At 69.1% G+C, this 26,847-nt stretch carries 24 protein-coding genes and 2 pseudogenes; 8 read left to right on the top strand and 18 right to left on the bottom strand.

Annotated features, from left to right (window positions below; genetic code table 11):
- Positions 1-125: 125 nt before the first annotated feature.
- Entirely contained in the window at positions 126-1,250 is a 1,125-nt protein-coding gene (gene dapC / locus GEV07_05970; GenBank protein ID MQA02279.1) for a succinyldiaminopimelate transaminase, read from the bottom strand.
- Positions 1,247-1,573, bottom strand: coding sequence for a ferredoxin (locus GEV07_05975; protein MQA02280.1), 327 nt, complete (start codon positions 1,571-1,573; stop codon positions 1,247-1,249). The genes dapC and GEV07_05975 overlap by 4 nt, the downstream gene beginning before the upstream one ends.
- Positions 1,574-1,724: 151 nt before the next feature.
- On the opposite strand from GEV07_05975, the gene GEV07_05980 reads away from it, so the two are divergent.
- On the top strand, positions 1,725-2,648 hold the full coding sequence (locus GEV07_05980; GenBank protein ID MQA02281.1) for a GNAT family N-acetyltransferase: 924 nt from the start codon (positions 1,725-1,727) through the stop codon (positions 2,646-2,648).
- Positions 2,649-2,652: 4 nt separating this feature from the next.
- Here GEV07_05980 and GEV07_05985 read toward each other — a convergent pair whose 3' ends face one another.
- The 5 genes from GEV07_05985 to mshB are packed head-to-tail and all read right to left on the bottom strand — an operon-like array spanning position 2,653 to position 6,472.
- Positions 2,653-2,865, bottom strand: a complete 213-nt coding sequence (locus tag GEV07_05985) for a DUF397 domain-containing protein (protein ID MQA02282.1) — start codon at positions 2,863-2,865, stop codon at positions 2,653-2,655.
- Positions 2,866-2,869: 4 nt separating this feature from the next.
- The gene (locus GEV07_05990; protein MQA02283.1) at positions 2,870-4,612 is read right to left on the bottom strand and encodes a hypothetical protein; all 1,743 of its coding nucleotides are present in this window, start codon (positions 4,610-4,612) and stop codon (positions 2,870-2,872) included.
- Positions 4,609-5,136, bottom strand: coding sequence for a flavin reductase (locus GEV07_05995; protein MQA02284.1), 528 nt, complete (start codon positions 5,134-5,136; stop codon positions 4,609-4,611). The genes GEV07_05990 and GEV07_05995 overlap by 4 nt, the downstream gene beginning before the upstream one ends.
- 6 nt (positions 5,137-5,142) lie before the next feature.
- On the bottom strand, positions 5,143-5,529 hold the full coding sequence (locus tag GEV07_06000) for a hypothetical protein (GenBank protein MQA02285.1): 387 nt from the start codon (positions 5,527-5,529) through the stop codon (positions 5,143-5,145).
- A gap of 19 nt (positions 5,530-5,548) precedes the next feature.
- Positions 5,549-6,472, bottom strand: a complete 924-nt coding sequence (mshB, locus tag GEV07_06005; protein ID MQA02286.1) for an N-acetyl-1-D-myo-inositol-2-amino-2-deoxy-alpha-D-glucopyranoside deacetylase — start codon at positions 6,470-6,472, stop codon at positions 5,549-5,551.
- 53 nt (positions 6,473-6,525) lie between these two features.
- On the opposite strand from mshB, the pseudogene GEV07_06010 reads away from it, so the two are divergent.
- Both GEV07_06010 and GEV07_06015 read left to right on the top strand, forming a co-directional pair.
- A pseudogene (locus GEV07_06010) lies at positions 6,526-7,560 on the top strand (MFS transporter).
- Positions 7,561-7,573: 13 nt separating this feature from the next.
- A complete protein-coding gene (locus GEV07_06015; protein ID MQA02287.1) occupies positions 7,574-9,655 on the top strand; it encodes a prolyl oligopeptidase family serine peptidase in 2,082 nt (693 codons plus the stop codon).
- A 12-nt stretch (positions 9,656-9,667) separates the two neighbouring features.
- Here the strand turns inward: GEV07_06015 and GEV07_06020 are convergent, their stop codons facing one another.
- The 6 genes from GEV07_06020 to GEV07_06045 form a co-directional block, all read right to left on the bottom strand.
- Entirely contained in the window at positions 9,668-10,711 is a 1,044-nt protein-coding gene (locus GEV07_06020) for a dipeptide ABC transporter ATP-binding protein (GenBank protein MQA02288.1), read from the bottom strand.
- Positions 10,698-11,771 (bottom strand): ATP-binding cassette domain-containing protein, encoded by a 1,074-nt coding sequence (locus GEV07_06025; GenBank protein MQA02289.1) that lies wholly within the window; start codon positions 11,769-11,771, stop codon positions 10,698-10,700. Before GEV07_06025 ends, GEV07_06020 begins: the two co-directional genes overlap by 14 nt.
- Positions 11,772-11,775: 4 nt before the next feature.
- Entirely contained in the window at positions 11,776-12,744 is a 969-nt protein-coding gene (locus GEV07_06030; GenBank protein MQA02290.1) for an ABC transporter permease subunit, read from the bottom strand.
- Positions 12,737-13,681, bottom strand: a complete 945-nt coding sequence (locus GEV07_06035) for an ABC transporter permease subunit (GenBank protein MQA02291.1) — start codon at positions 13,679-13,681, stop codon at positions 12,737-12,739. The genes GEV07_06030 and GEV07_06035 overlap by 8 nt, the downstream gene beginning before the upstream one ends.
- A 180-nt stretch (positions 13,682-13,861) precedes the next feature.
- Positions 13,862-15,478 (bottom strand): ABC transporter substrate-binding protein, encoded by a 1,617-nt coding sequence (locus GEV07_06040; GenBank protein ID MQA02292.1) that lies wholly within the window; start codon positions 15,476-15,478, stop codon positions 13,862-13,864.
- A gap of 190 nt (positions 15,479-15,668) precedes the next feature.
- Positions 15,669-17,381, bottom strand: coding sequence for an ABC transporter substrate-binding protein (locus GEV07_06045; GenBank protein ID MQA02293.1), 1,713 nt, complete (start codon positions 17,379-17,381; stop codon positions 15,669-15,671).
- A gap of 194 nt (positions 17,382-17,575) precedes the next feature.
- Here GEV07_06045 and GEV07_06050 point away from each other — a divergent pair, with 194 nt between their 5' ends.
- Genes GEV07_06050 through GEV07_06060 form a run of 3 tightly spaced genes read left to right on the top strand, consistent with a single transcriptional unit; the run spans position 17,576 to position 20,999 of the window.
- The gene (locus GEV07_06050; protein ID MQA02294.1) at positions 17,576-18,376 is read left to right on the top strand and encodes a hypothetical protein; all 801 of its coding nucleotides are present in this window, start codon (positions 17,576-17,578) and stop codon (positions 18,374-18,376) included.
- Positions 18,377-18,385: 9 nt separating this feature from the next.
- Entirely contained in the window at positions 18,386-20,176 is a 1,791-nt protein-coding gene (locus tag GEV07_06055) for a fumarate reductase/succinate dehydrogenase flavoprotein subunit (GenBank protein MQA02295.1), read from the top strand.
- A gap of 58 nt (positions 20,177-20,234) precedes the next feature.
- Positions 20,235-20,999, top strand: coding sequence for a succinate dehydrogenase/fumarate reductase iron-sulfur subunit (locus tag GEV07_06060; protein ID MQA02296.1), 765 nt, complete (start codon positions 20,235-20,237; stop codon positions 20,997-20,999).
- A 417-nt stretch (positions 21,000-21,416) separates the two neighbouring features.
- Here the strand turns inward: GEV07_06060 and GEV07_06065 are convergent, their stop codons facing one another.
- Positions 21,417-21,908 carry a hypothetical protein gene (locus tag GEV07_06065; GenBank protein ID MQA02297.1) on the bottom strand — a complete coding sequence of 164 codons (492 nt, stop codon included), beginning with the start codon at positions 21,906-21,908 and terminating at the stop codon, positions 21,417-21,419.
- Between the two features lie 157 nt (positions 21,909-22,065).
- Here GEV07_06065 and GEV07_06070 point away from each other — a divergent pair, with 157 nt between their 5' ends.
- Entirely contained in the window at positions 22,066-22,362 is a 297-nt protein-coding gene (locus tag GEV07_06070; GenBank protein MQA02298.1) for a 4a-hydroxytetrahydrobiopterin dehydratase, read from the top strand.
- Positions 22,363-22,688: 326 nt separating this feature from the next.
- Here GEV07_06070 and GEV07_06075 read toward each other — a convergent pair whose 3' ends face one another.
- Together GEV07_06075 and GEV07_06080 are read right to left on the bottom strand one after the other, a co-directional pair.
- On the bottom strand, positions 22,689-23,024 hold the full coding sequence (locus GEV07_06075) for a hypothetical protein (protein MQA02299.1): 336 nt from the start codon (positions 23,022-23,024) through the stop codon (positions 22,689-22,691).
- Positions 23,025-23,064: 40 nt separating this feature from the next.
- Positions 23,065-23,460, bottom strand: a complete 396-nt coding sequence (locus GEV07_06080) for a hypothetical protein (protein MQA02300.1) — start codon at positions 23,458-23,460, stop codon at positions 23,065-23,067.
- Positions 23,461-23,548: 88 nt separating this feature from the next.
- Here GEV07_06080 and GEV07_06085 point away from each other — a divergent pair, with 88 nt between their 5' ends.
- Complete coding sequence (locus tag GEV07_06085) at positions 23,549-24,154, top strand: nitroreductase family protein (protein MQA02301.1); 606 nt, start codon at positions 23,549-23,551, stop codon at positions 24,152-24,154.
- Here GEV07_06085 and GEV07_06090 read toward each other — a convergent pair.
- The gene (locus GEV07_06090; GenBank protein MQA02302.1) at positions 24,136-24,879 is read right to left on the bottom strand and encodes a hypothetical protein; all 744 of its coding nucleotides are present in this window, start codon (positions 24,877-24,879) and stop codon (positions 24,136-24,138) included. The genes GEV07_06085 and GEV07_06090 overlap by 19 nt on opposite strands.
- An 87-nt stretch (positions 24,880-24,966) precedes the next feature.
- Positions 24,967-26,847, bottom strand: a pseudogene (locus GEV07_06095) (ABC transporter permease subunit).

A 26,847-nucleotide genomic window follows, 5' to 3' on the forward strand; every position in this document is an offset into this window, starting at 1 on the left:
CACGCGCTCGTCGGTGGCGGTGAAGGCCACTCGCACGGGGCGGGCGCCTGCGGTGCCGTAGTGGACATGGACACCGACCAGGCACGCACCCGCACGGGCGATCCTGCGGCTCCCCCGAGTAGCGGTCAGGCGGCTGCCAGGCGCATGCAGGCGGCGTCCACGCGCTCGTCGGTGGCGGTGAGGGCCACTCGCACGTGGCGGGCGCCTGCGGTGCCGTAGAAGTCGCCTGGGGCGGCCAGGATGCCTTGCCCGGCGAGCCAGTCCACCGTCTGCCAGCAGTCCTCGTCGCGGGTGAGCCACAGGTACATGCCGGCCTCGGAGTGGTCGACCCGGAAACCCGCCCCGGTGAACGCGGCCCGCAGCCGCTGCCGGCGCGCCCCGTACAGCGTGCGCTGGTGCTCGACGTGCACGTCGTCGGCGAGTGCGGCCGCCATGGCCGCCTGCACCGGCGTCGGCGGCATGAAACCGGCGTGCTTGCGCACCTCGAGCAGCTCGGCGACCAGCGCCGGGTCGCCGGTGACGAACCCGGCGCGGTACCCGGCCAGGTTCGACCGCTTCGACAGCGAGTGCACCGCGAGGATGCCGTCGTGCGAGCCGCCGCACACACTCGGGTGCAGCACGGACACCGGCTGCTCGTCCCAGCCGAGCCCCGCGTAGCACTCGTCGCTGGCCAGCACCACCCCGCGCTCGCGGCACCAGGCGACCATCTTCGCCAGGTGCTCCGCCGGGAGTACGCGGCCGTGCGGGTTGCCGGGCGAGTTCACCCAGACCAGCCCGACCGGACGCGGCCCGAGTGCAGTCAGCCCGTCGCTCGCGACGATCTCAGCGCCCGCGATCCTCGCGCCCGCGTCGTACGACGGGTACGCCAGCTCGGGCACCACCACGACGTCACCGGCACCGAGCCCGAGCTGCGCCGGCAGGCCGACCACCAGCTCCTTGGACCCGATGGTCGGCAACACGGCGGCGGGGTCGACGCCGTCGACGTCGAGGCTGCGCCGCATCCAGTCGACGGCGGCCTCCCGCAGCTGCGGGGTGCCGTGCACCGCCGGGTACCCCGGCGCGTCGTCGGCCTCCCGCAGCGCGGTCCGCACCACGTCGGGCACCGAGTCGACCGGCGTGCCGATGGACAGGTCGACGAGACCGTCCTGATGCGCGGCGGCACGCAGCTTGTACTGCGCGAGCTCGTCCCAGGGGAAGGCCGGCAGCCGGGCGGAAACCGGCCGCCGGCCGCTGCCCTGCAGCTGGCTCATTCCCCTTCGGCCTGCGGCGGCAACGCGGCGACGATGGGGTGGTCCTTGTCGATCTTGCCGACCTTGGACGCGCCACCAGGCGAGCCGACGTCGTCGAAGAAGTCGACGTTCACCTTGTAGTACTCGGCCCACTCCTCCGGCGTGTCGTCCTCGTAGTAGATCGCCTCGACGGGGCAGACCGGCTCGCACGCTCCACAGTCCACGCACTCGTCAGGGTGGATGTAGAGCATCCGCTTGCCCTCGTAGATGCAGTCCACCGGACACTCGTCGACACAAGCCCGGTCGAGTATGTCGACACAGGGTTGCGCGATGATGTACGTCACTGCTGCGATCCTCCCTTGTCGGGCAGGCGGCTACCGGCGCCCTCCCAGGTACGTTGACTCTTCAGAGCCTAGCGCCTGAGGCACGCCTGTGCAGAACCAGCTGGCCGAGGCTGCAACCCGTCAAGGCGTCGAGCAGGAGCAACGAGACCAAGTGGCGAGGATCACATCGGAGCAGGTCGGCCGGCGGGTCAGCGTCCGCAGGCGGACGGCGTCGGGCGCGGCCACCGACGTGGTCGGCGATCTCATCGAGTGGACGCCGGAGACGCTGACGGTACGCGACCGCGACGACGTCGAGCACCAGGTACCCCGCCGGGCCGTCGTCGCTGCCCGGATCGTCCGGGCCGCCCCGGTACGTCCCGCCGTGGCCGAGCTGGAGCGGGTCGCGGCGCGTGGCTGGCCGGCCACGGAGACAGCATTACTCGGCGACTGGCTGTTACGGGCGGCCGGCGGGTTCACCGGCCGGGCGAACACCGTGCTCGCCGTCGGCGACCCGGGGATGCCGCTGGCGTCGGCCACCGCGGCCGTCCGGGCCTGGTACGCGGAGCGGGGGCTGCCGGCGCGCGCCGCGGTGGTGCTGCCGTCACCGGAGGACGACGCGTTCGCCGCGGCCGGCTGGCCCCCCAGCCAGGCCGTCCTCGTCCAGACGGCGCCGCTCGAGCCGGTGGCCGGCGCCGCGCCGGTCGACGACCGGGTGCAGGTGTCGCGCTCGCCGAGCGCCGGCTGGCTGGCCCGCTACACGGCGCGGGGACAGGTGGACGACGTCGCGCGCCGGGTGCTCACCGGCGGCGGCACCGTAGGGTTCGCCCAGGCCGGCAGCGAGCCCGCAGCGATCGGCCGGGGCGTAGTGGTCGACGACTGGCTCGGCATCGCCGCCGTGGAGGTCGCGCCGGACAGGCGCCGGCAGGGCCTCGCGACGGCCGTCACCCGCGCCCTCGCCCACTGGGGCGCCGAGCACGGCGCCAGCCGCATCTACCTACAGGTACAGACCGACAACACCGCGGCGCGCGAGCTCTACGCCGCGCTGGGCTTCCGTACGCACCACAGGTACCGCTACCGCACGGCACCGCCGGCGTGAAGGGTCAGTCGAACTCGCCGTTGTGTACGCCCTTGACGAAGGCGTCCCACTCGCCCAGGGTGAACACCAGCACGTCCCCTTCCGGGTTGCGGCTGTCGCGCATGCCGTACATGCCGTCCTTGTACGCGACCTCCACGTGCGAGATGGAGTTGTCGGTCGCGTCGCTGGCCCGACGCCACTCAGCGTCGGAGAAGTCAACGTCCGGCTTGCTGTTCACTCGCTCAGTCCCGTTTCTTCTTGTCGTCGTCCTTCTTCTTGTTGTCGTCGTCCGTCTCGCAGATCACCCGCGGCGCCGCGAGATAGACGGTACGGAACGGCTCCGTGCGGATCACCTGGCCGTTCCGCTTGAAGACCCGCGAGTAGGTCACGTCGTAGCCCTGGCTCGGGTACTCCGGCGTGCAGTCCGGGCTGTCGTCGCGGATGGTCTTCGGTTTCCGGTAGTTCGACTTCTGTGGCTCGGTGGCATCGATGTCATAGTGCTTGGTGCCCCACATGTTCACCGTGATCGACGTCGACGTGTACGACGTGGTGATCAGGATGCCGGTCTCCGTGTCGTTCTGGAACCGCAGATCGGGCTGGGTCCAGGAGATCGTCGCCTCCCGGCCGAGCGGGTACCGCGAGATGTAGTAGCTGTGCGGCTGGTGCTGTACGTCCTTCAGGCCGGCGAAGAACATCGCGTTGAACGTGGTCGTCGCGATCTGCGAAACCCCGCCGCCGACGCTGTCGACGTGCCTGCCGTCGAGGATCATCGGCGCCGGCACGAAACCCTTGTCCGTGGTGCGCTGGCCGAGCGTCCCGTTGAGGCTGAACGTCTTGCCCGGCTTGACGAGCGTGCCATCGAGGATCTCCGCCGCGCGGTGGATGTTCGTGACCCGGGGCTCACAGCACGGGTGGTGGGTGGTGAACGAGCCCACCTTCCGGTCGATGCCGAGCTTCTTGGCGTCGGACGTGCTGGTCTTCGGCTTCGCCTTGCGCACCGGCGCGGCGACTGACCGGTTGTCGGTCTTGTCGAGCACGCCGACGATCGCGTCGCCCAGCTCCTTGCGGTCGACCATCTCGCCCGGCTTGGACGGCACGACCTTCGGCTTGCCGCCGGCCAGCTCGAACGTGGCGTCCACCGGCTCGGTCTCCAGCCTCGCCAGCGAATGGCCGAGGTCCTTTGCCAGCCCGGCGCCGTGGACCTTCGGCTCAAGCGTTCCCTTGCCGCCCGCGACGAACTCGGTGTGCGCGGCGAGGTCGTGCCGAGAGACGGCGAGCGTCGTCTTGTCACCGTTCTTGCCTGTGGTGAGCCGGACGGGAGCCGCAACGGCCGTACGGGCCGCCTCGCCGGCGATCTCGCGGACGGCACCCGGTCTGGTCTTCGGCTCCTCGTCCTTCACCGGCAGCGTGACGGGATCCTTGCTCGGGTACGCCGCGGTGATCTCGTCGACGGCACCCGCACGGTCGATCACCCGGCCCGCCCTTGGCATGGTGGCCACCGGGTCGATGCCCTCGTAGCTGACCTTGCCCTCGCGCACCGGCCGGTCGAAGTCCTTGGCGATCTTCGCCACCGCCCGGTCGAGCTTCGCCTCGTCGTACCGGACGACCGGTTCGACGGTCTGACCACCGAGCTGGCCGCCGAGCCGCAGCGGGTTGCCGCTGCGCTGGCCGGCCGCGTCGACGCTCGCCTTGGCGTCGAAGACCAGGTCGGCGGCCTTCGGCTTGATGCTGAACGTCTTGTCGCCGACCTTTACCCGGATCGGCTTGCTGGCTGCGGGGCCGAGCTCGTCCTTCAGCTCCTGCTCCGCGCTCACCGGCGTCATACCGCCGATGTCCACGCCCCTGACGGTGGTGCCGCGGGGTACGCCGCCGCCGACGTAGAGGAACGCGGCGAGGTACGAAAGCACCACGACCCCGGCGACGGCGCCGGGTATCCAGACCGAGCGCCGCCGCACCACGGCCAGCGCCTTAGCCCAGGCGGTCACGGACCTCCCCCAACCAGTCGGCGGTATGCTCCCTCGTAGTGCACCAGTGGATCGACCGGTCCAGCGGGCGTCGCCACGCCTAGCACATCGCCTACCACGATGCTGTGGTCACCCCCGTCGTACACTGCGCGCGTATGGCATTCCAGCACACCGATGGCGTCGGCGAGCACGGGGGCACCGGTCAGAGGCGCAGGTGGGTGGCGCACATCGGACAGTTGAGCATCAAGTGGTCGGCCTCGTTTGGCGAACCAGCGGCTCGTTGACTCTGCGTGTTCACCGAGGATCGACACCGCCCAGCACCCGGACGCAAGGACCGCATTGTGGAACCTGGCGACCTTCTCGGCGCAGAACAGCACGAGGACCGGGTCCAGGGAGACCGAGGTCAGCGAGTTCACCGTCATCGCGTGCGCGCTGCCCTCGCTGGTCGTCGTCACCACCGCGATGCCGGTCGCGAACCGGCCGATCGCCGCACGGTACGCCTCGGGGTCGACTCCTGGCTGCTCGTCGGGGCTGGCAGACACCATCGCACGCTACTCCGGCGGGCTGCTCGGTGGCGGCAGGCTGTACCAGGGCAGCGTGAGCACACCGATGACGGCGCCGACCGCGCCCGCGACCAGGTAGCCGTAGCCGGTCCAGTTGGCGGCCACCACGAAGTCGCCCTCCGGCCGGCCGATGGCGAACAGGATCACCGTCAGTAGCCACGCGGCCCCCGGGATCAGCGCGAGCAGCCGCGACCGCGTCGCCCGGCCGACCAGCTGCGCGACCGCCAGGTTGACCACCGCCGCAGCCACGACGCCCACCGGCAGGCCGAGGAACCGCACCGGGTGCAGGAACGACTCGAGCACCGCGAGCACCGCGCCGAACGCCGCGAGATTGCAGCCCACCGGGATCGCCACCAGCAGCCGCCACCTGCTCATCCGGGCCGCCGGCTGCGACTCAGCAGCCGTCAACGCCGGCGAACAGGTCGGTCTCCACCCCGTCGGCGTCCACCGGCCCCAGCCGGCCGCTGGCCAACCGGTACGCCTCGACGCCCACGATCTCCTGGCCGAGGTAGTTGGAGAGCGCGAAGAACGGGAAGTCGACGGAGATCTGCGTGGCGTGCGCACGCATCGCGTCGACCTTCTGCTGCGCGTACGCGACACCGTCCACCTTCGTGGTGATCCAGGCGTCCGGCACCACCATCGGCGGCAGCGGCCCGTCCGGGTCGAGCGGGCCGAACGGCGCCTCCTCGCCCAGCTCCAGCATCCGGCGGGTGCCCTCGACGAGCGACTCCTTGCTCATCGCCGTCCAGTAGATCTTCGGGACATCCCACGCCTCGCCGAGATCGCTGCGGTACGTCGGCATCGCGGCGAGCGAGACGGCATACATCGCCACGCGATGCGCCTGCACGTGGTCCGGATGGCCGTAGCCGCCCCACGGGTCGTACGTGACGAGCACCTGCGGCCGGGTCTCGCGCAGCACGGACACCAGCTCGTCGGCGGCCTCGCGCAGGTCCGCGGACCAGAACGCGTCCTTGCCTACGTCCGGTGGTGCGGCGGCGTTGCCGTCGTCGGCGTAGATCATGCCGGTGTCGCGGTACTTGCCCTCGGCACCGAGGAAGCGGTGGTCGCGGACGCCGAGGATCCGCATTGCCTCGGCCAGCTCGCCGACGCGGTGCCTACCCAGGCCGTCCTCGGCGGCGGCGGCGAGATGGGTGAGCTCGGGGACGAGGATCTCGCCCTGCTCCCCCAGCGTGCAGGTCACCAGCGTCACGAGGGCACCCTCGGCCGCGTACTTCGCCATCGTCGCGCCGTTGCCGATCGTCTCGTCGTCGGGGTGCGCGTGCACCAGCACTATCCGCCGGTCCGGAAGTTCACTCATGGACCAGACGATATGCCACCCGACCGACGTCCTGCGCCGAACACCGGACGGCGCTGACCGCGGACCCGCTCGGGGTGGCCGCGGTCGCCGCCGCCCAACAGGGCGCGTGGCTGCACTTCGGCCTGTACGCCGGCGTGCTCGCGGACCGGTACGCGCCGGCGCGCATCGTGTTGGTTGCGGACCTCGCCAGGATCGCGGCGCGGCGAGCATCGCCCTGCTCGTCGTGGCGGCGTTCGTCATCGGCGTCGCGGAGACGTTCCGCGACTCGTCCGCGCCCAGCCTGCTGCCCCGGCTGGCGCCGAAGGCGCTGCTGGAACGGGCGAACGGCCGGCTGGTGGGCAGCGAGGTCGTCGGCAACGAGTTCGTCGGCCCACTGCTCGGCGCCGTGCTGTTCGCGACGGCGATGGCGCTGCCGATCGCGGGTGACGGGTTCGCGCTCGCGCTCGCCGTGGCGTTCGTGCTCTCGTTGCCGCGTTCGGTCCGCGCGCCGGCCACGGCGGCACCGCCGGCACGCGCCAGGCTCCGCAGCGCCTGGTTGCCGGCCTGCGCTGGCTGGCCGGACACCGGCTGCTCCGCACGGTGGTCGCCGTCGGCGCACTCCTGGCGCTCGCCGACTCCGCCTGGTGGACGGTGCTCGTGCTGTACGTGACCACCGTCCTGCACCTGCCGGCGGCCGGCTACGGGCTGCTGCTCGCCGGCGCGCTCGGCGCCTGCTCGCCGAGCGGTGCGCGGCCAGGTGGCGTACCGTCACGCTGCTGGCCGGCGCCGCCCTCGCGGCCGGGCTGCCGGCCGCGGGCTTCGTGGTGCCGCCACCGCCGTGGGCCGCGTTCGTGCTGCTTGCGGTCAGCAGTGGCGGCTTCGCCGTGTGGAACGTGGTCGCGCTGGCCGCCAAGCAACGCATCGCGCCGGCCGAGCTGCTCGACAGGGTCACCTCGGCCAACCGCGTGCTCGTCTACGGCGGCGCCACGGTGGGCGCGCTCGCCGGTGGCTGGCTCGCCGGCGCCCTCTCGCTGCGGGCGCCGTTCGCCGTGGGTGCGCTCCTCGCCGCCACCGCCGCAATACTGCTGCTCACGGCACGGCGTGCATGAAAGGATCGCGTGCGTGTCAGAACACGACGAGCTCAGCTTCCCCCGGCACGCCGCGCGCACCCGCAGGTTCACCCTCGGCACTCCGCGGTCGTTCACCGTCACCGAGGACGGCCGTACGGTGCACTTCCTCAGGTCCCGCGGCGGCACCGACCCGATGACCTGCCTGTGGGCGCTCGACGTCCGTACCGGCGACGAGACGTTGCTTGCCGACCCGGTCGCCCTGCTCGACGGCGGGCAGGAGGACCTGCCGCCCGAGGAGCGCGCGCTGCGCGAGCGCAGCCGGGAGGCGGCTGGCGGCGTCGTTGCGTACTCGACCGACCGGGCCGGCAGCACGCTGGCCTTCGGCCTCGGCGGCGGCGTCTACGCCGTGCGCGACGGCGGCACGCCCGTACGGCTGGACACGGCCGTGCCGGCGATCGGGCCGCGGGTCGACCCCACCGGCCAGCGGGTCGGCTACGTGCACGGCGGCGCGTTCCACGTCGCTGAGCTGTCCGGTGGCCGGCAGGTGCTCGCCGAGCCGGAGGACGCCGACGTCAGCTACGGGCTCGCCGAGTTCATCGCCGCGGAGGAGATGTCGCGCACGCGGGGTTTCTGGTGGGCGCCGGACGGCACCCGCGCGCTCGTCGCGCGCGTCGACGAGTCACCGGTGCAGCGTTGGTACATCGCCGATCCTGCGCACCCGGAGCGCAAGCCGGTCGAGCACGCCTACCCCGCCGCAGGCACCGCCAACGCCGACGTGCGGCTGTTCGTGCTCGGCCTGGACGGCAGCCGGGTCGAGGTGCACTGGGACCGGGCGCGGTTCGAGTACCTCGCGCGGGTCAGCTGGTCCACGTACGGCGCGCTGATCGCCGTGCAGTCCCGCGACCAGCGCACCGTACGGGTACTGCGCATCGACCCGGCGACCGGCAACACCGCCGTGGAGCGCGAGGACAGCGACCCGGCGTGGGTCGAGCTGGTCGGCGGGGTGCCGGCCTGGTGCGGCGACCGGCTGGTCTGGGTGACCGACGTGGACGGCTGGCGGCGGCTCGTGGTGGACGGTGAGCCGGTGACGCCGGACGGCACCCAGGTACGGCACGTGCTCGCCGCCGACGACGACGGCGTGCTGGTCAGCGCGTCCATCGAGCCGACCGAGGTGCAGGTGCTCGAGTGGCGGCCGGAAGGCACGCTCACCGCGGTGAGTACCGGACCCGGCGTGCACACCGCCGTACGGGCCGGCGGCACCACCGTCGTCACGTCGAGCACGCTCGACAGCGACCAGGCGCAGAGCACGGTGACCGTACGGAGCACCGACACGTCGTGGCTGGTCCGCTCGTTCACCGACACGCCCGCCGTACGGCCGGCCGTCGAGCTGCTGCGCGCGGGCGACCGCGAGCTCCGCACGGCCGTGCTGTTCCCCACCGGCCACCAACCGGGCTCGGCGCGGCTGCCGGTGCTGCTCGACCCGTACGGCGGCCCGCACGCGCAGCGGGTGCTGGCGAGCCGGCGGATGTTCTACGAGTCGCAGTGGTTCGCCGACCAGGGCTTCGCGGTGGTCATCGCCGACGGCCGCGGCACGCCGGGTAGGTGCGCGGCGTGGGAACGCGCTGTGCACGGCGACCTCGCCACCCCCGTGCTCGACGACCAGGTGGCGGCGCTCGAGGCGGCCGCGGCCGCGTACCCGGACCTCGACCTCGACCGGGTGGGCATCCGCGGCTGGTCGTTCGGCGGCTACCTGGCGGCGCTTGCCGTGCTGCGCAGGCCGGACCTGTTCCACGTCGGCATCGCCGGCGCGCCCGTCACCGACCTCACCCTCTACGACACGCACTACCAGGAGCGCTACCTCGGCGACCCAGGTACCAGCCCGGAGACGTACCGGCGGTCGTCCATCATCGACGACGCGCCCAACCTCAGCCGGCCGCTGCTGATCATCCACGGCCTGGTCGACGACAACGTGGTGGTCGCCCACACGCTGCGGCTGTCCGGTGCGCTGCTCGCCGCCGGCCGGCCGCACACGGTGCTGCCGCTGACCGGCATCACCCACATGGCCACCCAGGAGACCGTGGCGGAGAACCTGCTGAACGTCCAGGTGGCGTTCCTCCGCGACGCCCTCGGCTAGGGCGCCGGCCACTCAGTCGGCGTGGATGATCTCGCGCTGCTTGGCGAAGTGGCAGGCGCTCGGGTGCGGGCTGTCCGACCGCTCCACCAGCTCGGGCTCCTGCTCCGCGCAGATGCTCTCCGCCTTCCAGCACCGGGTGCGGAACCGGCAGCCGGACGGCGGGTTCGCCGGGCTCGGCACGTCGCCCTCGAGGACGATCTCCTCCCGCTTCCCGCGCATCGTCGGGTCGGGCACCGGCACCGCGGACAGCAGCGCCTGGGTGTACGGGTGGGTGGGGCCCTCGTAGATCTGCTCGTGGTCGCCGATCTCCACGATCTTGCCGAGGTACATCACGGCGATCCGGTCGGAGATGTGTCGCACCACCGACAGGTCGTGCGCGATGAAGATGTACGAGAGGTTGAACTCGTCCTGCAGCGACTCGAGCAGGTTCATCACCTGCGCCTGCACCGAGACGTCCAGCGCAGACACCGGCTCGTCGCAGATCATGATCTCCGGGCGCAGCGCGAGCCCGCGCGCGATGCCGATACGTTGCCGCTGCCCGCCGGAGAACTGGTGCGGGTACCTGTTGATGTGGTCGGGGTTCAGCCCCACCACGTCGAGGAGGTCCTGCACCCGCTTGCGCCGGTCCTGCTTCGGCGCGACCTCCGGGTGGATCTCGTACGCCTCGCCGACGATGTCGCCGACCGTCATCCGTGGGTTCAGCGACGTGTAAGGGTCCTGGAAGACCATCTGGATCTGCCGCCTGATCCGCCGCATCTGCGACGGCCGCAGCTTCGCGATGTCCTGGTCGCGGTACATGATCGAGCCGGACGTCGGCTTCTCCAGCGCCATCAGCAGCTTCGCCATGGTGGACTTGCCGCACCCGGACTCGCCGACCACGCCGAGCGTCTCGCCGTGCCGCAGGTCGAAGGAGACACCGTCGACGGCCTGCACGCTGCCGATCGTGCGCTTGACCACGACCCCCTGCGTCAGCGGGAAGTGCTTGACCAGGTCGCGCACCTGGAGCACCGGTTCACCGAGCCGGGGGCCGGTACCAACGCTCTCAGCTGGTGGCATCGGCGATCACCTCTTCCCAGAAGTGGCAGGCGCTGTACCTGTTCGCGCTCACCTCGGCGAGCTCGGGGACGTCCGTGCTGCAGATGTCCCTCGCGCGCGGGCACCTCGGGTGGAACGAGCAGCCGCTCGGCACCTTCGCCAGGTTCGGCGGGGCGCCGGATATCGGCGTCAGCTCGTGCCCCTTCTGGTCCAGCCGCGGGATCGAGTTCAGCAGGCCCTCGGTGTACGGGTGCGACGGCTTGCCGTAGAGGTCGTACACCTCCGCCGTCTCCACGACCTTGCCCGCGTACATCACCACGATCCGGTCGGCCACGTCGGCGACGACGCCGAGGTCGTGGGTGATGAGGATCAGGCCCATGTTCGTCTCGTGCCGCAGGTCAGACAGCAGCTTCATGATCTGCGCCTGCACCGTGACGTCGAGCGCGGTCGTCGGCTCGTCCGCGATCAGCACGTCCGGCTCCAGGGCAAGCGCCATGGCGATCATGACGCGCTGCCGCATGCCGCCGGAGAACTGGTGCGGGTAGTCGCGCACCCGGCTCTTCGCCGCCGGGATCCGCACGTGGTCCATCAGCTCGACCGCCCGCGCGAACGCGTCCTTCTTGCTCATCCCGCGATGCACCCGCAACGTCTCGGCGATCTGGTCGCCGACGGTGAACACCGGGTTCAGAGCGCTCAACGCGTCCTGGAAGATCATCGCGACGTTGTTGCCGCGCACCTTCCTGCGCTGGTCCTCGGACAGCTTCAGCAGGTCGGTGCCGTTGAACAGGATCTCGCCGGCCGGGATGTGCCCGGGCGGCATGTCCAGGATGCCCATGATGGCCTGCGCGCTGACGCTCTTGCCGGACCCGGACTCACCGAGGATCGCCAACGCCTCACCGGCGTTGACGTGGTAGAAGACGCCGTTGTTCGCGCGCACGGTGTGGTCGCGCATCCGGAACTCGACGTGCAGGTCACGCACCTCGAGCAACGGCCGCTGCCCCGGCGGGCGCTCGGCGCCGTCCCTGGTCACGTCACCGGCCGTGATCTCGTCTGCCGTGTCGCTGCCCACGCTGTCTGCCATCTCCTCACCGCAACTTCGGGTCGAAGGCGTCCCGGACCGCGTCACCGATCAGGATGAAGCTCAGGACGGTCACCGTCAGGAACAACGACGGCCAGACGAGCAGGTGCGGCGCCTGGAAGAAGTATGACCGTGCCGTGTTGAGCTGCACACCCCAGGAGATCTCCGGGAACTGCAGGCCGACGCCGAGGAAGGTGAGCGCCGCCTCGGCACCGATGATGATGCCGACCAGCAGGGTGGCCAGCACGATGACCGACTGGATGGCGTTCGGCATGATGTGCCGGAACATGATCCTGGCGTCCGAGGCGCCGAGCGCCTTCGCGGCCTGCACGTAGTCGGCGTTCTTCACACTCAACACGGTGCCTCGCATGACGCGCGTCTGGGAGGTCCAGCCACCGAAGATCACCAGCGCGGCCGACACCGTCCAGATGTTGTAGATCCCGAGCCTCGACAGCACGAGGATGCCGCCGAGGATCGTCGGGATCCCCAGGAAGATGTCGTTCACGCGCTGGATGAGCATGTCGACCCAGCCGCCGTAGAAGCCGGACAGACAGCCGAACAGCACCGCGATGACGCCGGAGAAGACCGCCACCAGGAAACCGATCATGATGGAGTTCCTGGCGCCGTGCACCACCTGCGAGTACATGTCACAGCCCTGTACGTCGAAGCCGAACGGGTGGCCGTCGCGTGCGGGCGACCGCGCGTTGGCGAGGTCGCAGTTGAGCGGGTCGACCTGCGTCCACAGCTGCGGCACCACAGCCATGGACACCATGAGAACCATGACGATGCCCGCGACGATGAACACCGGGTTCCTGCGCAGGTCGCGCCACGCGTCACCGGTGAGGCTGCGGGGCTTCTCGGTCGGCCCGCCGGCCTCGGCGGCCGCGATCGCGGTCTCGGCGTCGGCGGCCGCGTCCTCGGCACCTGCCCGGGGAGGGCCGGTGCCGACACCGGTTCCGCCAGTCGGGTCAGTCATACCGGATCCTCGGGTCGAGTACGGCGTACAGCAGGTCCACCAGCAGGTTGATCAGGATGAAGATCAGCACGAACAACGTGACGATGCCGGTGGCGATGGTGAACTCCTGCCGCGAGATCGCGAGGAAGACCTCGTTGCCGATGCCAGGCAGGTTGAAGATGCCCTCGGTGATGATCGCGCCGCCCATCAGCAGGCCGAGCGAGACGCCCTCCAGGGTCACCACCGGGATGAGCGAGTTGCGCAGCGCGTGCCGCATGATCACCCGCTTCCGGGTCAGCCCCTTCGCGGTCGCCGTGCGCACGTAGTCGGCACGCAGGTTCTCCGTCAGGCTGGTGCGCATCAGCCGCGCGCCTTGCCCCATGCCGAGCAACGCAAGGATGAAGCCGGGCAGCAGGTACGACATCGGCCAGCCCTCCGTGATGCCGGCCACCGGGAACACGTCGAAGTGCCACTTGTTGTGCAGCACCGACGCATTGAGCACCTGCACCACGAGCCCGATGACGAAGCTCGGCACCGCGATGAACAGGGTCGCGAACATCAGTACGCCGTAGTCGGGGGCACGCCCCCTGCGTAAGCCCGCCCAGACGCCGGCGAACAGCACGAAGACCAGCTCGAGCGCCCAGGCGGTGCCGCTGAGCTGCAGCGTGACCGGCCAGCGCTCCTTCATGATCTCGCTGACCGGGCGCTGGTTGAAGGTTTCGCCGAAGTCGCCCTTGAAGATCCCGCCCATGTAGAGCAGGTACCGCTGCCAGAGCGGCTTGTCCAGGTTGTAGTGCTCGCGAAGCGCCTGGTACTGCGCCTCCGGCGGCGGCTTGTCGCCGAACATCGCCCTGATCGGGTCGCCGGGCATGAAGTGGAACATGGCGAAGATCAGGAACGTGGTACCGATGAAGACCGGGATGGCCTGCAGGAGTCGGCGTAGCACGTAGCGACCCATGAGGACCTCCTGACAAAGACTGCGATCGTCGTCGGCAGCACCAGACCCCGACGCGGAAAAAACCTACATGCTCAACCGGGTCGGATGGCAACAGATCGGTGGGATGTCGCCGACCCTACCGGACAGCGGGTGTGCAGGCCGCTATCGCCTGCACACCCGCTCCGTCGCTTTACCGCGAGATCAGCCTTCCTTGACCTCGACCTTCTCGTACTGCAGGTAGCCGTGCGCATCCCAGGTCGGGCTGCTCACCCGGTCGCTGACCACGGCCTGCTCCTCGCCGTACCACAGCGGCGTGACCGGCAGGTCCTTGAGGATCATGTCCTCCGCCTGGTGGTAGTACTTCACGGCCTCGTCGTCGCTGGTCTGCTCCTTGGCCTTGTTCAGCGCGGCGTCGACCTTCTTGTTGGAGTACCCGGTGGTGTTGGACGAACCGTTGGTGCCGTACAGCGGCTCCAGGTAGTTGTCCGGGCTCGGGTAGTCCATGATCCACGCGTACCGGAACGGACCGTTCTGCTTGTGCTTGTCGGTCGCGTCGAGGTACTGCGCCCACGCCAGGCCCTTCGGCTTGACCTTGATGCCGAGGTTCTTGCGCAGCTGACCGGCCACCGCGTTGATCCAGTCCTCGTTGCCCACGCCCGTGTTGAACCAGAGCTCGACCGTCTTCGACTTGTCGAAGCCGGCCTCGTCGAGCAGCTGTTTGGCCTTCGTCACGTTGAAGGTGCAAGGCTCGCCGCACGGGTCGTCTCTCGTGCCCAGCTTGATCAACGGCGTCACGAGCGACTTCGCCGGGTCGACGGTGCCGGAGAAGATCTTCTTGTCGATCTGCTCCCTGTCGATCGCCATGGAGAACGCCTGTCGGACGCGGACGTCCTGGTACGCCTTCTCCCACTGCGGGAAGGCGAGCGAGGTGAAGCTGGAGCTGGGAGCGTCGGCGTACCGGTCACCGAACTCGTCCGGCGCGGTGCCGAGCTTCGCCGGCGGCAGGTTGTCGTCGACGTCCAGGTTGCCCGCCGTCACGTCGTTGTACGCCGTGTCGGGGTTGCTGTAGATCTTGAAGGTGATGGCGTCGGCCTTGCCCTCGTCGTCACCCTTGTAGGCGCCGTACTTCTTGAGCTTGATCTGCTCGTTGTGCTGCCACTTGCCGTCCATCGCGTACGGACCGTTGCCGATGGGCGCGTCCTGGTACTTCTTGTACGCCGCGCTCTTCGAGCCCTTGGCGAGCGCCTCGACACCCGCCTCGGGCATCGGGTAGAAGGCCGTGTAGGCGATGATCAGCGGCACGCTGCGGTTGGCGGCGTCGAGCTCCATGGTGATCGTCTGGCCGTCGGTCTCGAGGCCGCTCATCTCCTTGGTCTTCTGCTCCGCCACATCGGCAGCGCCCTTGACCCGCAGGAGATCGGTGAAGAAGTACGAGTTACCCAACGCGTTGTAGACGGTGCCGTTCCAGGCCCCCACGAACGACTCGGCAGTCACGTCCTCGCCGTTGTGGAACTTCATCCCGTCCTTGACCTTGATGGTCCAGGTCTTCATGTCCTCGGAGCCCTCGACCGACTCGGCGACCCGGTTCACCGACTCACCTGTCTTGGGGTCCGTCGTCGTCAGTGCGCTGAACAGGAGGCTGCTGATTTTGCCGCCTTCTGACTCGTTGGTGTTGCCCGGTATCAAGCTCTCGGGCTCACCGGAATGGGCAGAGAACGAGTTCGCCGATTCTTCGCTGCCTCCACCGCCACCGCCACACGCGGAAGCGACGAGCGCTACTGCCACCGCCCCGATCAGGGCGCGGGTTGCCGTGCGCATACACACACCTCCAGGTTCAGCCGGGTACGTGGAACCCGGCGTCCCGAACTCTTAGCCATTGGACGTCACTTGAGGAAGTAGTGTTACTGATTCTTTTCCCAACGGAGACGTGAATCCCGTTTTGGCCGAACGTAGCGTAGCCGGTCTCCGTCCTTCCCCTACCTGCGATCTTGTGGCGGGCAGGCACAACCTACCCAGTCACCTCGGCCTGGTCGTATTCGAGGTAGCCCAGGCCGTCGTAGTCGAGATTTCCGACCCGGCTGGAGTGTACGTACGGATTCTTCGCGAACCAGAGCGGCACGACGGGCATGTCGCGAAGGATTTGGTCCTCGGCGGCATGCAAGGACGGAACTCCCGCCGAAGGCGATTTCGCGGCATTTCCTTTGGCCAGCAGCTCGTCGACCTTATTGTTGCTGTAGCCGGTGCCATTGGCCGAGCCGCCGGTGCTGTACAGCGGCGTCAGGTAGTTCTCGGCCGCCGGGTAGTCCATCGCCCAGCCCAACCGGTAGGGACCGGTCACCTTGTGCTCGGTGGTGAGGTCGGGGTACCGCGCCCACGGCTGGCCGTGCAGGCGCACCCGAACACGCAGGTTCCTGCGTAACTGGTTGGCGACCGCCTCCACCCAGTCCTCGTGACCGGCGCCGGTGTCGTACCAGAGGACCAGCTCGTCGCCGGGCACACCGCCGGCCTCGTCGAGCAGCTCCTTGGCCGCAACCGGACGGAACCGGCACGCGTCGCCGCACGGCCCGTCCCGCCGCCCCCGCTCGATCAGCGGCGAGACGAGCCCGTGGGCCGGGTCCACGGTCTTGTTGAACAACGTGGCGGCGATCTGCTCCCTGTCGATCGCCATCGAGATCGCCCGGCGCACCCGGACGTCCTTGTACCCCTTCCTCCACAGCGGCATGCCGAGGAAGACGAAGGTGGAGCCGGGGGTGGTCAGGTACCTGTCGGGGAAGTCCTGCGGCGCGCTCACCAACCGTGACGGGGGGACGGTGGCGACGTCCAGGTTGCCGGCGACCGCGTCGCTGTAGGCGTCATTGGGCTTGGCGTAGATCCGGAAGGTGATCTCGTCCGCCTTGCCGGGGTCCGGCCCGGCGTACTCGGTGTTCTTGGCGAGCTTGATGTACTCGTCGTGCCGCCACCCCTCGGCCATCAGATACTGCCCGTTACCGATGGGTTTCTGTCGGTATTCGTCCCATTTCTCACTCTGCAGCACCGACTCCGGCACCGGGTAGAAGGCGGTGTACCCGACGATCAGCGGCAGGTTCGCGTTCGGCGCGTCCAACGTGATGGTGAACTCGGTGTCGCTGACCACGTCGAGACCGGCCAGCTCGCTCCCCTCCTTGCCGGGGCCGACCTGGTCGGCACCCTTGATCCGTAACAAGTCGGTGAAGAAGTAGGCGTTCCGCCAGCCGTGCCTGACGGTCGCCGTCCAGGCCCCCACGAACGACTCGGCGGTCACCGGCTCGCCGTTGTGGAACTTCCAGCCGGGACGCAGCGTGACCCGCCAGGTCTTGTTGTCGGTGGTCTCCAGCGACTTCGCCACCAGGTTCGCCGGCCGCTCGCCGCCGTCGCGGTACGTGGTGAGCCCGGCGAACAACAGGTTCGCGACCGTGCTGCCCTGGGTCTCGTTGGTCTGCCCCGGGATCAGGTCGACCGGCTCCTTCAGGTGGGCCGTGTACGCACTCACGGTCGCCTCGTCCTCACCGCCGCCGCTGCAGCCGGACGTGACGAGCATTACCCCGAGCAGCCCGGCGACCATCCGGTGGCTCGCCCGCATCACATCTCCATCCCGACGGTGCCCACGTCCGGACGCGGCAGGCCCGCCCCGACCTACCAGCCGCGACCTCATCCCTCTGGCCGACCAGCGCAAACGGTATCGCCTAGCGCCGCGGGGCGCCATGGCGTGCCGTGGGTGCGCAGCGTGCGGTCTGCTGCTCTCCCGGGTTGCGGGAACGCCGGGCCGGCCGGCGCGTGCCCGACATCACACGCTCACACAGTGGCGACCTCACCGGCGGTGAGGCAACAGTGGCGTATTAGTGTTCGCGGTGGCCAAGAGTGGTGGCCGGCGGCTCGAGGACGCACCAGGAGGTGCCGATGACGACACAGCACACGGTGGAACGCGAGTCGTCGCGACCGCGTGCGCAGATCGCGGAGCGCACCCTGCGCAAGGACAACTGGCGGGTGCAGCCGATAGTCAACTTCACCATCCTGCTGGCGTTCGTCGTCTACTCGTCGTGGGCGGCCTTCGTCAACGCGGACTACTTCCACGAGCCGTACCTGTCCCCGTTCTACGCCCCCTGCCTCGGCAGCACCTGCCCCGAGGAAGTGCTGCTCGGCGGCATCCCGCTGCCCGCGATCATCAGCCCCGCGCTGCTGATCCTCATCGTGCCGCTGGGTTTCCGGCTCACCTGCTACTACTACCGCAAAGCGTACTACCGGTCGTTCTGGCAGTCGCCCCCCGCTTGCGGGGTGCGGGAGCCGCACAAGAAGTACACCGGCGAGCGCAGGTTCCCGCTCATCCTGCAGAACCTGCACAGGTACTTCATGTACCTGGCGCTGGTCCTGAACGTCTTCCTCACCTGGGAAGCCATCGCCGCGTTCCGCGACGAGCACGGCAACTGGGGCCACCTGGGTCTGGGCGCCATCATCTTCGTGGTCAACGCCGCGGCGCTGTGGGCGTACACCCTCTCGTGCCACGCGTGCAGGCACTCCGTCGGCGGCCGGCTGAACAACTTCTCCAAGCACCCGGTGCGCTACAAGTTCTGGACCTGGGTGTCCAAGCTCAACGCCAAGCACATGCAGATCGCCTGGTTCTCGCTCGTCTGGGTCGCCCTCACCGACCTCTACGTGCGGCTGCTGGCGACCGGCGTCATCACCGACATCAAGTTCTTCTGAGGGTTACTCATGAGTGAGATGGAACGCCACGCGTACGACGTCGTGGTGATCGGCGCGGGCGGCTCGGGCCTGCGTGCCGCGATCGAGGCCCACGAGCAGGGAGCCAAGACCGCGATCGTCTGCAAGTCGCTGCTCGGCAAGGCGCACACGGTCATGGCCGAAGGCGGCATCGCCGCGGCGATGGGCAACGTGTGGGAGCAGGACAACTGGCAGGTCCACTTCCGCGACACGATGCGCGGCGGCAAGATGCTCAACCACTGGCGGATGGCGCAGCTGCACGCGCAGGAGGCGCCGCAGCGGGTCTACGAGCTGGAGACCTGGGGTGCGCTCTTCGACCGCACCAAGGAAGGCAAGATCTCCCAGCGCGACTTCGGTGGGCACAGGTACGCCAGGCTCGCCCACGTCGGTGACCGCACCGGCCTGGAGATGATCCGCACCCTCCAACAGCGCGCGGTGTCGCTCGGCATCGACGTGTTCATGGAGTGCACGATCACCGAGCTGCTCAAGGACGGCGACCGGATCTCCGGGGCGTTCGGCTACTGGCGCGAGTCCGGCAGGTTCATCTGCTTCGAGGCGCCTTCGGTCATCCTGGCCACCGGCGGCATCGGCAAGTCGTTCCAGATCACGTCGAACTCCTGGGAGTACACCGGCGACGGGCACGCCATGGCGATGCGCGCCGGCGCCACGCTCGTCAACATGGAGTTCGTCCAGTTCCACCCGACCGGCATGGTGTGGCCGCCCTCGGTGAAGGGCATCCTCATCACCGAGTCGGTGCGCGGCGAAGGTGGCGTGCTGCGCAACTCCGAGGGCAAGCGGTTCATGTTCGACTACATCTCGGAGTACTTCAAGCACGAGACCGCCGACAGCGAGGAAGAGGCGGACCGCTGGTACGACGACCACGTCAACAACCGCCGGCCACCTGAGCTGCTCCCCCGCGACGAGGTCGCCCGCGCGATCAACGCGGAGATCAAGGCCGGCAGGGGATCCCCGCACGGCGGCGTGTTCCTCGACGTCGCGTCCCGGCGCAGCGCCGAGGACATCAAGCGCCGGCTGCCGTCGATGTACCACCAGTTCAAGGAGCTGGCCGACGTCGACATCACCGCCGAGCCGATGGAGGTCGCACCGACCTGCCACTACGTGATGGGTGGCGTCGAGGTCGACCCGGACTCCGCGCAGTCGCTCGTGCCCGGTCTCTACGCCGCTGGCGAGGTGGCCGGTGGCATGCACGGTTCCAACCGGCTGGGCGGCAACTCGCTGTCGGACCTGCTGGTCTTCGGCAAGCGCGCCGGTGAGTACGCCGCCAGCTACGCGCAGGGGCTGACCGACCGGCCGAAGGTCGACGACGGCCAGGTCAGCGGCGCGGGCAGGGAAGCGCTCGCCGCGTTCGAGGTGGAGGACGGCGAGAACCCGTACACCCTGCACCAGGACCTGCAGAAGACCATGCAGAGCCTCGCCGGCATCATCCGCAGGGGGGAGGACCTGCAGGAGGCGCTCGAGACGCTACCGTCGTACAAGGAGCGGCTTGACCGGCTGACGGTCGAGGGCAACAGGCAGTACAACCCGGGCTGGCACCTGGCGCTCGACCTGAAAAACATGGTGCTGGTGTCGGAGTGCCTGGCGAAGGCTGCGCTCGAGCGCACCGAGAGCCGCGGCGGGCACACCCGCGAGGACTTCCCCGGGCCCGACGAGGGGTGGGGCAAGAAGAACATCGTCTGCCGTGTAGCCGGCGACGGCGTAGACATCGCCACCCAGCCGCTACCCGAGATGCCGGACGACCTGAAGGCTCTCTTCGAGGAGTAGTTTCAATGAGTACAGCAACGCGAAGCGTTTCCATTTGCGGGTGGGGGCGGGGCTGAGGATGGCGAGCTACCAAGCCAAGTTCCAGGTCTGGCGCGGGGATGCCTCGGGCGGCGCCTTCACGGACTACGACGTCGAGGTGAACGAGGGGGAGGTCGTCCTCGACATCATCCACCGCATCCAGGCCACCCAGGCCGGCGACCTCGCCGTGCGCTGGAACTGCAAGGCCGGCAAGTGCGGCTCCTGCAGCGCCGAGGTGAACGGCAAGCCCCGGCTGACGTGCATGACCCGGATGAGCACGTTTAGCCAAGAGGAGACCATCAACGTCAGCCCGATACGCGCCTTCCCGATCATCAAGGACCTCGTCACCGACGTCTCGTTCAACTACGAGATGGCGAAGAAGGTCCAGGCGTTCACCCCGCCGGAGGGGTTGCAGCCCGGTGAGTACCGGATGCAGCAGGTCGACGTCGAGCGGAGCCAGGAGTTCCGCAAGTGCATCGAGTGCTTCCTGTGCCAGAACGTGTGTCACGTGATCCGCGACCACGAGGAGAACAAGCAGCACTTCGCCGGCCCGCGGTTCCTGATGCAGGCGGCGGAGCTGGAGATGCACCCGCTCGACACCGCCGACAGGCGCCAGGTCGCCGAGGAGGAGCTGGGCCTCGGCTTCTGCAACATCACCAAGTGCTGCACCGAGGTCTGCCCGGAGAACATCCACATCACCGACAACGCGCTCATCCCGTTGAAGGAGCGCGTCATCGACACCAAGTACGACCCGCTGTCGTTCCTCTGGCGGAAGTTCAAGGCCCCGGACGCCAAGCGCCGCTGAGCCCGGCCGCCCGCGCGGCTGGGTCAGCGACCGTCGCGTTGCCTTGTCCGGTGTCGGCCCTCGGCCAGGTCGCGCCTCGTCCCTGCCTGGCCGGTCGGAACCGGTGCCCTGCAGCTACCGGGTACCGGCGCGTCCCCCTTCGGCCGAGGAAGACCGCGCCGGTGTGCACCGCCGCGTGGGTCGGGGAGTAACTGCCCATTTCTACCGTCCAGCGACCGGGGTCCTCCCTCGCGGGGGCGTCGCCGTTGCCGCGGTAGGCCGCCTCGGCGGCCACCAGGACCGCCGCCACCGTGAACCCGATGCCGGTCGCCGCGGCTGTCGGACACGTCCGCCGCCGCCAACGTCGTGGTGGACACTCCCCCGACGCCGACAGCCGCCTGGCCCTCGACCTGGTCTTCGTCATCGCACCACTGCCGGCTAACGACCCTGCCGGCTGGTCAGACCCGTTGCCGATTCGGCCCGGTTCGGCTGCTCCCGGCGTCCCCGGCCGGCGACCTGACGGGTGCCACGGTCCGGCCCGGACTGGCCGCCTCGAGCCCGAGCGCGCTGTTGTTTCGACCCGATGCCGTGCCGCAGGTCGGCCCGGCGACCGGCCTGCTCTGCGGTCTTGCTCCGAGACATGTCGTAGCCGACCATCGCACCGATGCCTGCGATGACCCCGACGCCCACCGCCGTCACCGCCTGCTGGGTCGGCGGCGACGCGCCGACCGTGCTGGCCGCGATACCCAGGGCTTCCGTGAACTTCGGCGCCCAGATGTCCGCGGTGAGGATGTTCCCCACGCCGCCGACCGTGCCAACCGTGGCGCCTGCCGCTACGCCCTTCAGCGTGGACCAGACGCCCTTCGGTCCCGACCGCGGCTCGGCCTGCTTGGTCTGTGCACGCATCCCGTAGACGCTCTGCTTCGCCATCTCCCGCTCCCCGCTCGTTCACCCGCCGACCCGACCAGCTACTGGACGGCGCCCCACCCGCTCACGTTCCAGCCGACCGCTGTCGCTGTGTCACGACCGCGTATCGCAACCCGCGTAGGGTTGACGACCCCACACGCCGGCACGGCAAGCTGGGGGGATGGCCGAGCTGCTGGACGAGAACGCCCTCCGCACCACCCTCGCCGATCTGCCGGCGTGGACCGGTGACACGAAGGGCATCAACCGGACGGTCAAGGCCGCTGACTTCCCCACGGCGATCCGCATCGTCGACGAGGTCGCGGAGCTCGCCGAGCAGCGCAACCACCACCCGGACATCGACATCCGGTGGCGCACCCTGCTGTTCCGGCTGTCCACCCACTCCGCCGGCGGCGTCACCTCCAAGGACGTCGAGCTCGCCAAAGGCATCGACGACATCGTCGCCGCTCACTCGGCATAGTGACCCACTTGTAGCGCCCACCGCCCTGACGGTGGGTGCCGTGCTGGGTCCCGCGTCGCGATCCTGCCCCGGTCGCTCGGCGGCGGCACTCGACCGGCCGGGCTCGCCACCACGGTTGCCCCGCATGGGATCGGCTGGGTCTCGGCGGCCGACCAGTCCCTCGACCGCCGGTCGCGTACGGAGCCTGCTGTGCCGGCCCGGCCAGCTGCTCGCGAAGCGCATCGCGCTCGGTGACGACCTCGTCGTGCTTGTGGTTGGCTTCCTTGGCCATCCGATAACCGTGGACACCATAGGCGATCGTCGCGGCCACGCCAGCTCCCTCACCGCTAGCGCCCGCCGCGCGTGTGCCCACCGCTCTTCGGACCGTCGCGGCCATCGCGGTCGGCGAGCCTCCGCTTGAGTTGGTCCCGCTCCTTGACGACGTTGTCGTGCTTGTTGTTCAGTGCCTGGTGCTCACGGTTCAACGCCCTTGCGACGGCGAAACCGTTGACAGCCATGCTGGCAACCGTCAACGCGAACCCGCCTGCGCCCAGTACTGGCTGGCCACTGACCTGCTGGATGAACTCGCCTACCTTCTCGCCCATGTGGCTGCCCACGTACATGCCGACCGCGGTCGCGCCGCAGACGGTCGGCTTTCCGTGCCAGGTGGACTGCGTGCTCATGCGCTACCTGACGCCTCCAGCAGTCCCGGAGTTCCGTGCCCTACCTGTGGTCGCCGTGCTGTCCGCCCCGGTCGCCCCGACCGCGAACCTCGTCCATGGCGGTTCGCCGGACGTCGTGCGCGGCCGCACCGCCGGCCCGACCGGTGGCGCCGGGCCGCTGCCCTCGGTCGGCGATCCGCTCGCTGTGCCGCTGGTTGGCTTCCTTCGCGGTCGTGTAACTCATGTAGCCGGCGGACATCGTCGCGCTGATGATCGCGCCGACCGTCAGGGAGGGCGACGAGTAGCCAATGGCGTGGGCGCCTATCGACGTGACCACCCCGGCGCCGAGCCAGACGGCCGCGTTCTGCAGCCCCACCCTGACCGGGTCGAGCAGCCGTTTCGCCCCCTTGGAGCGCTCGGCGTGCAGCTCGTAGTTGCTCCGTCGTTCGTCGGTCAACGCCGGGACTCCTCTCGTACGCGACGCGCGGCACACTGAGTGTGCCAGAGCTCGACCGCCCGCGGGCGCGACGAAATGAGGAATACCTGTGGAGTTCACCGACGTGGTCAGCGGGCGCCGGATGGTGCGCGCGTTCGCCCCAGAACCGCTGCCCGCCGACGCGGTACGCCGGCTGCTGCGCAACGCGACGCGCGCGCCGTCCGCGGGCAACTCGCAGGGCTACGCGTTCCTCGCCCTGGAGGCCGCGGACGAGCGCGCCGCATTCTGGCAGGCGCTCGCACCTGCCAGGCCGGTGGTGTCCAGCGTCACCACGGCGCCGCTGATCGTGGTGCCGCTTTCGAGCAAGGACGCCTACCTGGACAGGTACGCCAAGCCGGACAAGGGCTGGCCGGACCGGGACGAGACCAGGTGGCAGGTGCCGTACTGGCACGTGGACACTGGGATGGCCGCGCTGCTGATGCTGCTCACCGCCGTCGACGAAGGTCTCGGCGGGTTGTTCTTCGGCATCCCGGGGCCGGTGCTCGACGACTTCCGCGCGGCCTTCGGGGTGCCCGCGGAGTACGCGCCCGTCGGCGCGCTCGCCCTCGGCTATCCCGACCCGGATGCACGTCCGTCGCGACCGTCACAGCCGCGGCGGCCGTGGCAGGAACTCGTGCACCACGGCCGCTGGGGAGGTCAGCCGGACCTGTCCTGAGCAGCGCCGGCCCGCAGCGCACGCACCTCCTCGCGCAGCCTGCGCACCTCGGCGGTGAGCTCGCCGAGACTGTCCTGGGTCTCCTGCTCCTCGACCTTCATCTCCTCGACGTGTTCCATGAACCACGAGGCCAACGTTGCGGTGATCACGCCGAGCAGCGAGATGCCGGCGATCATCATGCCGCCGGCCACAAACCGGCCGGCCACGGTGACCGGGAACTGGTCGCCGTACCCGACGGTGGTGACCGTCGCCAGCGCCCACCACACTGCGTCGCCTAAGTCCGCGATGGTGGCGCCAGGCGCACCGCGTTCCGCGTCGAGCACGGCAAGCGCTCCCACGAACACGATGAGGCCCACGGCCGTGGTGACGTAAAGCACCGCACGGCGCCGGAACGTGCCCCGCAACCGGCGGTCGAGCACGCCGAGCACGACCACCACCCGGAGCACGCGCAGCGGCCGCAGGAAAGGCAACACGATTATCGTCAGGTCGAGCAGGTGCTTGGTGACGAACTTCCACCTGTGCGCCGCGAGCCCCAGGCGCACGACGTAGTCGACGACGAACAGCAGCCAGACCCCGATGTTGACGACCTGTGCGGTCGCCGGGATCAGCTGCGAGGGCCCCGTGTACAGCACGTCGACCGCGTACGCGCCGAGGAACAGCGCCGCGAGCACGAGGAGCGGCCACTCGGTCGCCCGTTCCCACTTCAGTCTGGCCGCATCGGACATGCCGCGATGCTCGCACGCCCGCTGCACACAGAGACGGCGGGTACCCGGCCGTATGACCGGGCACCCGCCGCCTCGTTTGCTATCGGGTTACTGCTTCTTGATCCACTGGTCGGTCAGGGACTTGTTGTCCTTCAGCCACGCCTTGACGGCCTTCGGCGCCTGCTTGTTGCCGCCGGCGTCCTGGATCTCCTTCTCCAGTCCCGCCAACTGCTCAGGCGTCATCTTGAAGTTCTTCATCCATCCCATGACTTCCTTGTTCCCCTTCGCGAAGTCCTTGGACGCGATGGAGTGGATGCTGTCCGGGTCGCCCCAGGCCTTCTTCGGGTCCTCGAGGTAGCGGATGTCGTACTCGGCGAACGCCCAGTGCGGCCGCCACATGGTGACGACGATCGGCTTCTTCGCCTTGTACGCCTTGTCCAGCGCGGCCAGCATCGCAGGGGTGCTGCTCTGCCGCACCTTCATCTTGCCGTCCAGACCGTACTTCGGCACGACGTCGTCCTTCAGGATGCCCATCATGCCGGCCGACGGCTCGATGCCGATGATCTCACCGTCGAAGTCGCCGGACTGGGTCTTCAGGTCCGCCAGACTCTTCGCCTTCACGTAGTCGGGCACGGCCAGACCGAGGTCCGCCTCCTCGTACCAGACACCGACGTCCACGATCTGCTTGCCGTACTTCTTCCAGTAGTTGGCGTGCGTGGCCGGCAGCCAGCCGTCCAGGTACAGGTCGAGGTTGCCGTTGGCGACCCCGGAGTACAGCGCAGCGGCCTCCAACTGCTTGGTCTCGACCTTGTAGCCCTCGGCCTCCAGCAACTGCTTCCATACCTCGGTAGCGGCAATGGCCTCGTCCCAGGCGATGTAGCCGATGGTGATCGTCTTGTCACCACCGCCACCGCCGAAACCATCGTCCTCACCGCCGCCACCGCCACAGCCGGCGACTGCGAGGGACAAGGCGGCGGCCGCGAACACCGCGGTGACAGCGCGCCATATCTTTCCGGTTCGCATCATTCTCCCTGGTGTTGTTTCCTCACGCCGAGACGGCTACGCAGTTCAAGCCGCCGCGGGCTCCTTGACGGTTCCCTCCTCTGCGGGTTCCGCCGGCTCCTCCGGGGCGGCACCCGCCTTGCGCTTTCCCTTGCCACGCCGCTGCGAGAGCCGGCTCACCCCACCGGTCAACCGGTCGAGGTAGATGGCCAACAGCACGACGGCGATACCGCTCTCGAATCCGCCTGCGATGTCGAGGTTCTGGGTAGCGCCCACCACGACCTGGCCGAGGCCCTCGGTACCGACCATGCCGGCCACCACGACCATCGACAGCGCCAGCATGATGACCTGGTTGACACCGGCCATGATGGACGGCATCGCCAGCGGTATCTGCACCTCGCGCAGCACCTGGCCCGGCTTGGATCCGAACGCCTGCGCCGCTTCGACGACCTCTCGGTCGACCTGCCTGATACCGAGCTCGGTCAGGCGTACCGCAGGCGGCAACGCGAACACGATGGTGGCGACGATGCCGGGCACCACACCGATGCCGAAGAAGAACACCGCGGGCAGCAGGTAGACGAACACCGGCAAGGTCTGCATGAAGTCGAGTACCGGCCGCACGATCACGCTCGTCGTCGTCGAACGCGCCGCCCATATACCCACGGGCACGCCGATCAGCAGCGCGAACAACGTCGCCATGATCACCACGGACAGCGTCTGCAGTGTCTCGGTCCACAGGTCGATGCTGTAGACGACCAGGAACGCGATGATGGTGAAGATCGGCAGCCCGACCTTGCGCGTCGCCGCGAATGCCAACACGGCGAGGATGGCGATCAGCAGGAGCGGGTGTGGCACAGCCAACAGCCGGTAGACGATGTTGGCGACGAACAGCAGCACCACGGAAATGGCATCGAAGACCACACTGGCGTTGTTGGTGAGCCAGGTGATGAAGCCTTCGATGACCTGGCCGAGCGGGATCCTGGGCAT

This window comes from Streptosporangiales bacterium (assembly GCA_009379825.1).
GTDB lineage: Bacteria > Actinomycetota > Actinomycetes > Streptosporangiales > WHST01 > WHST01.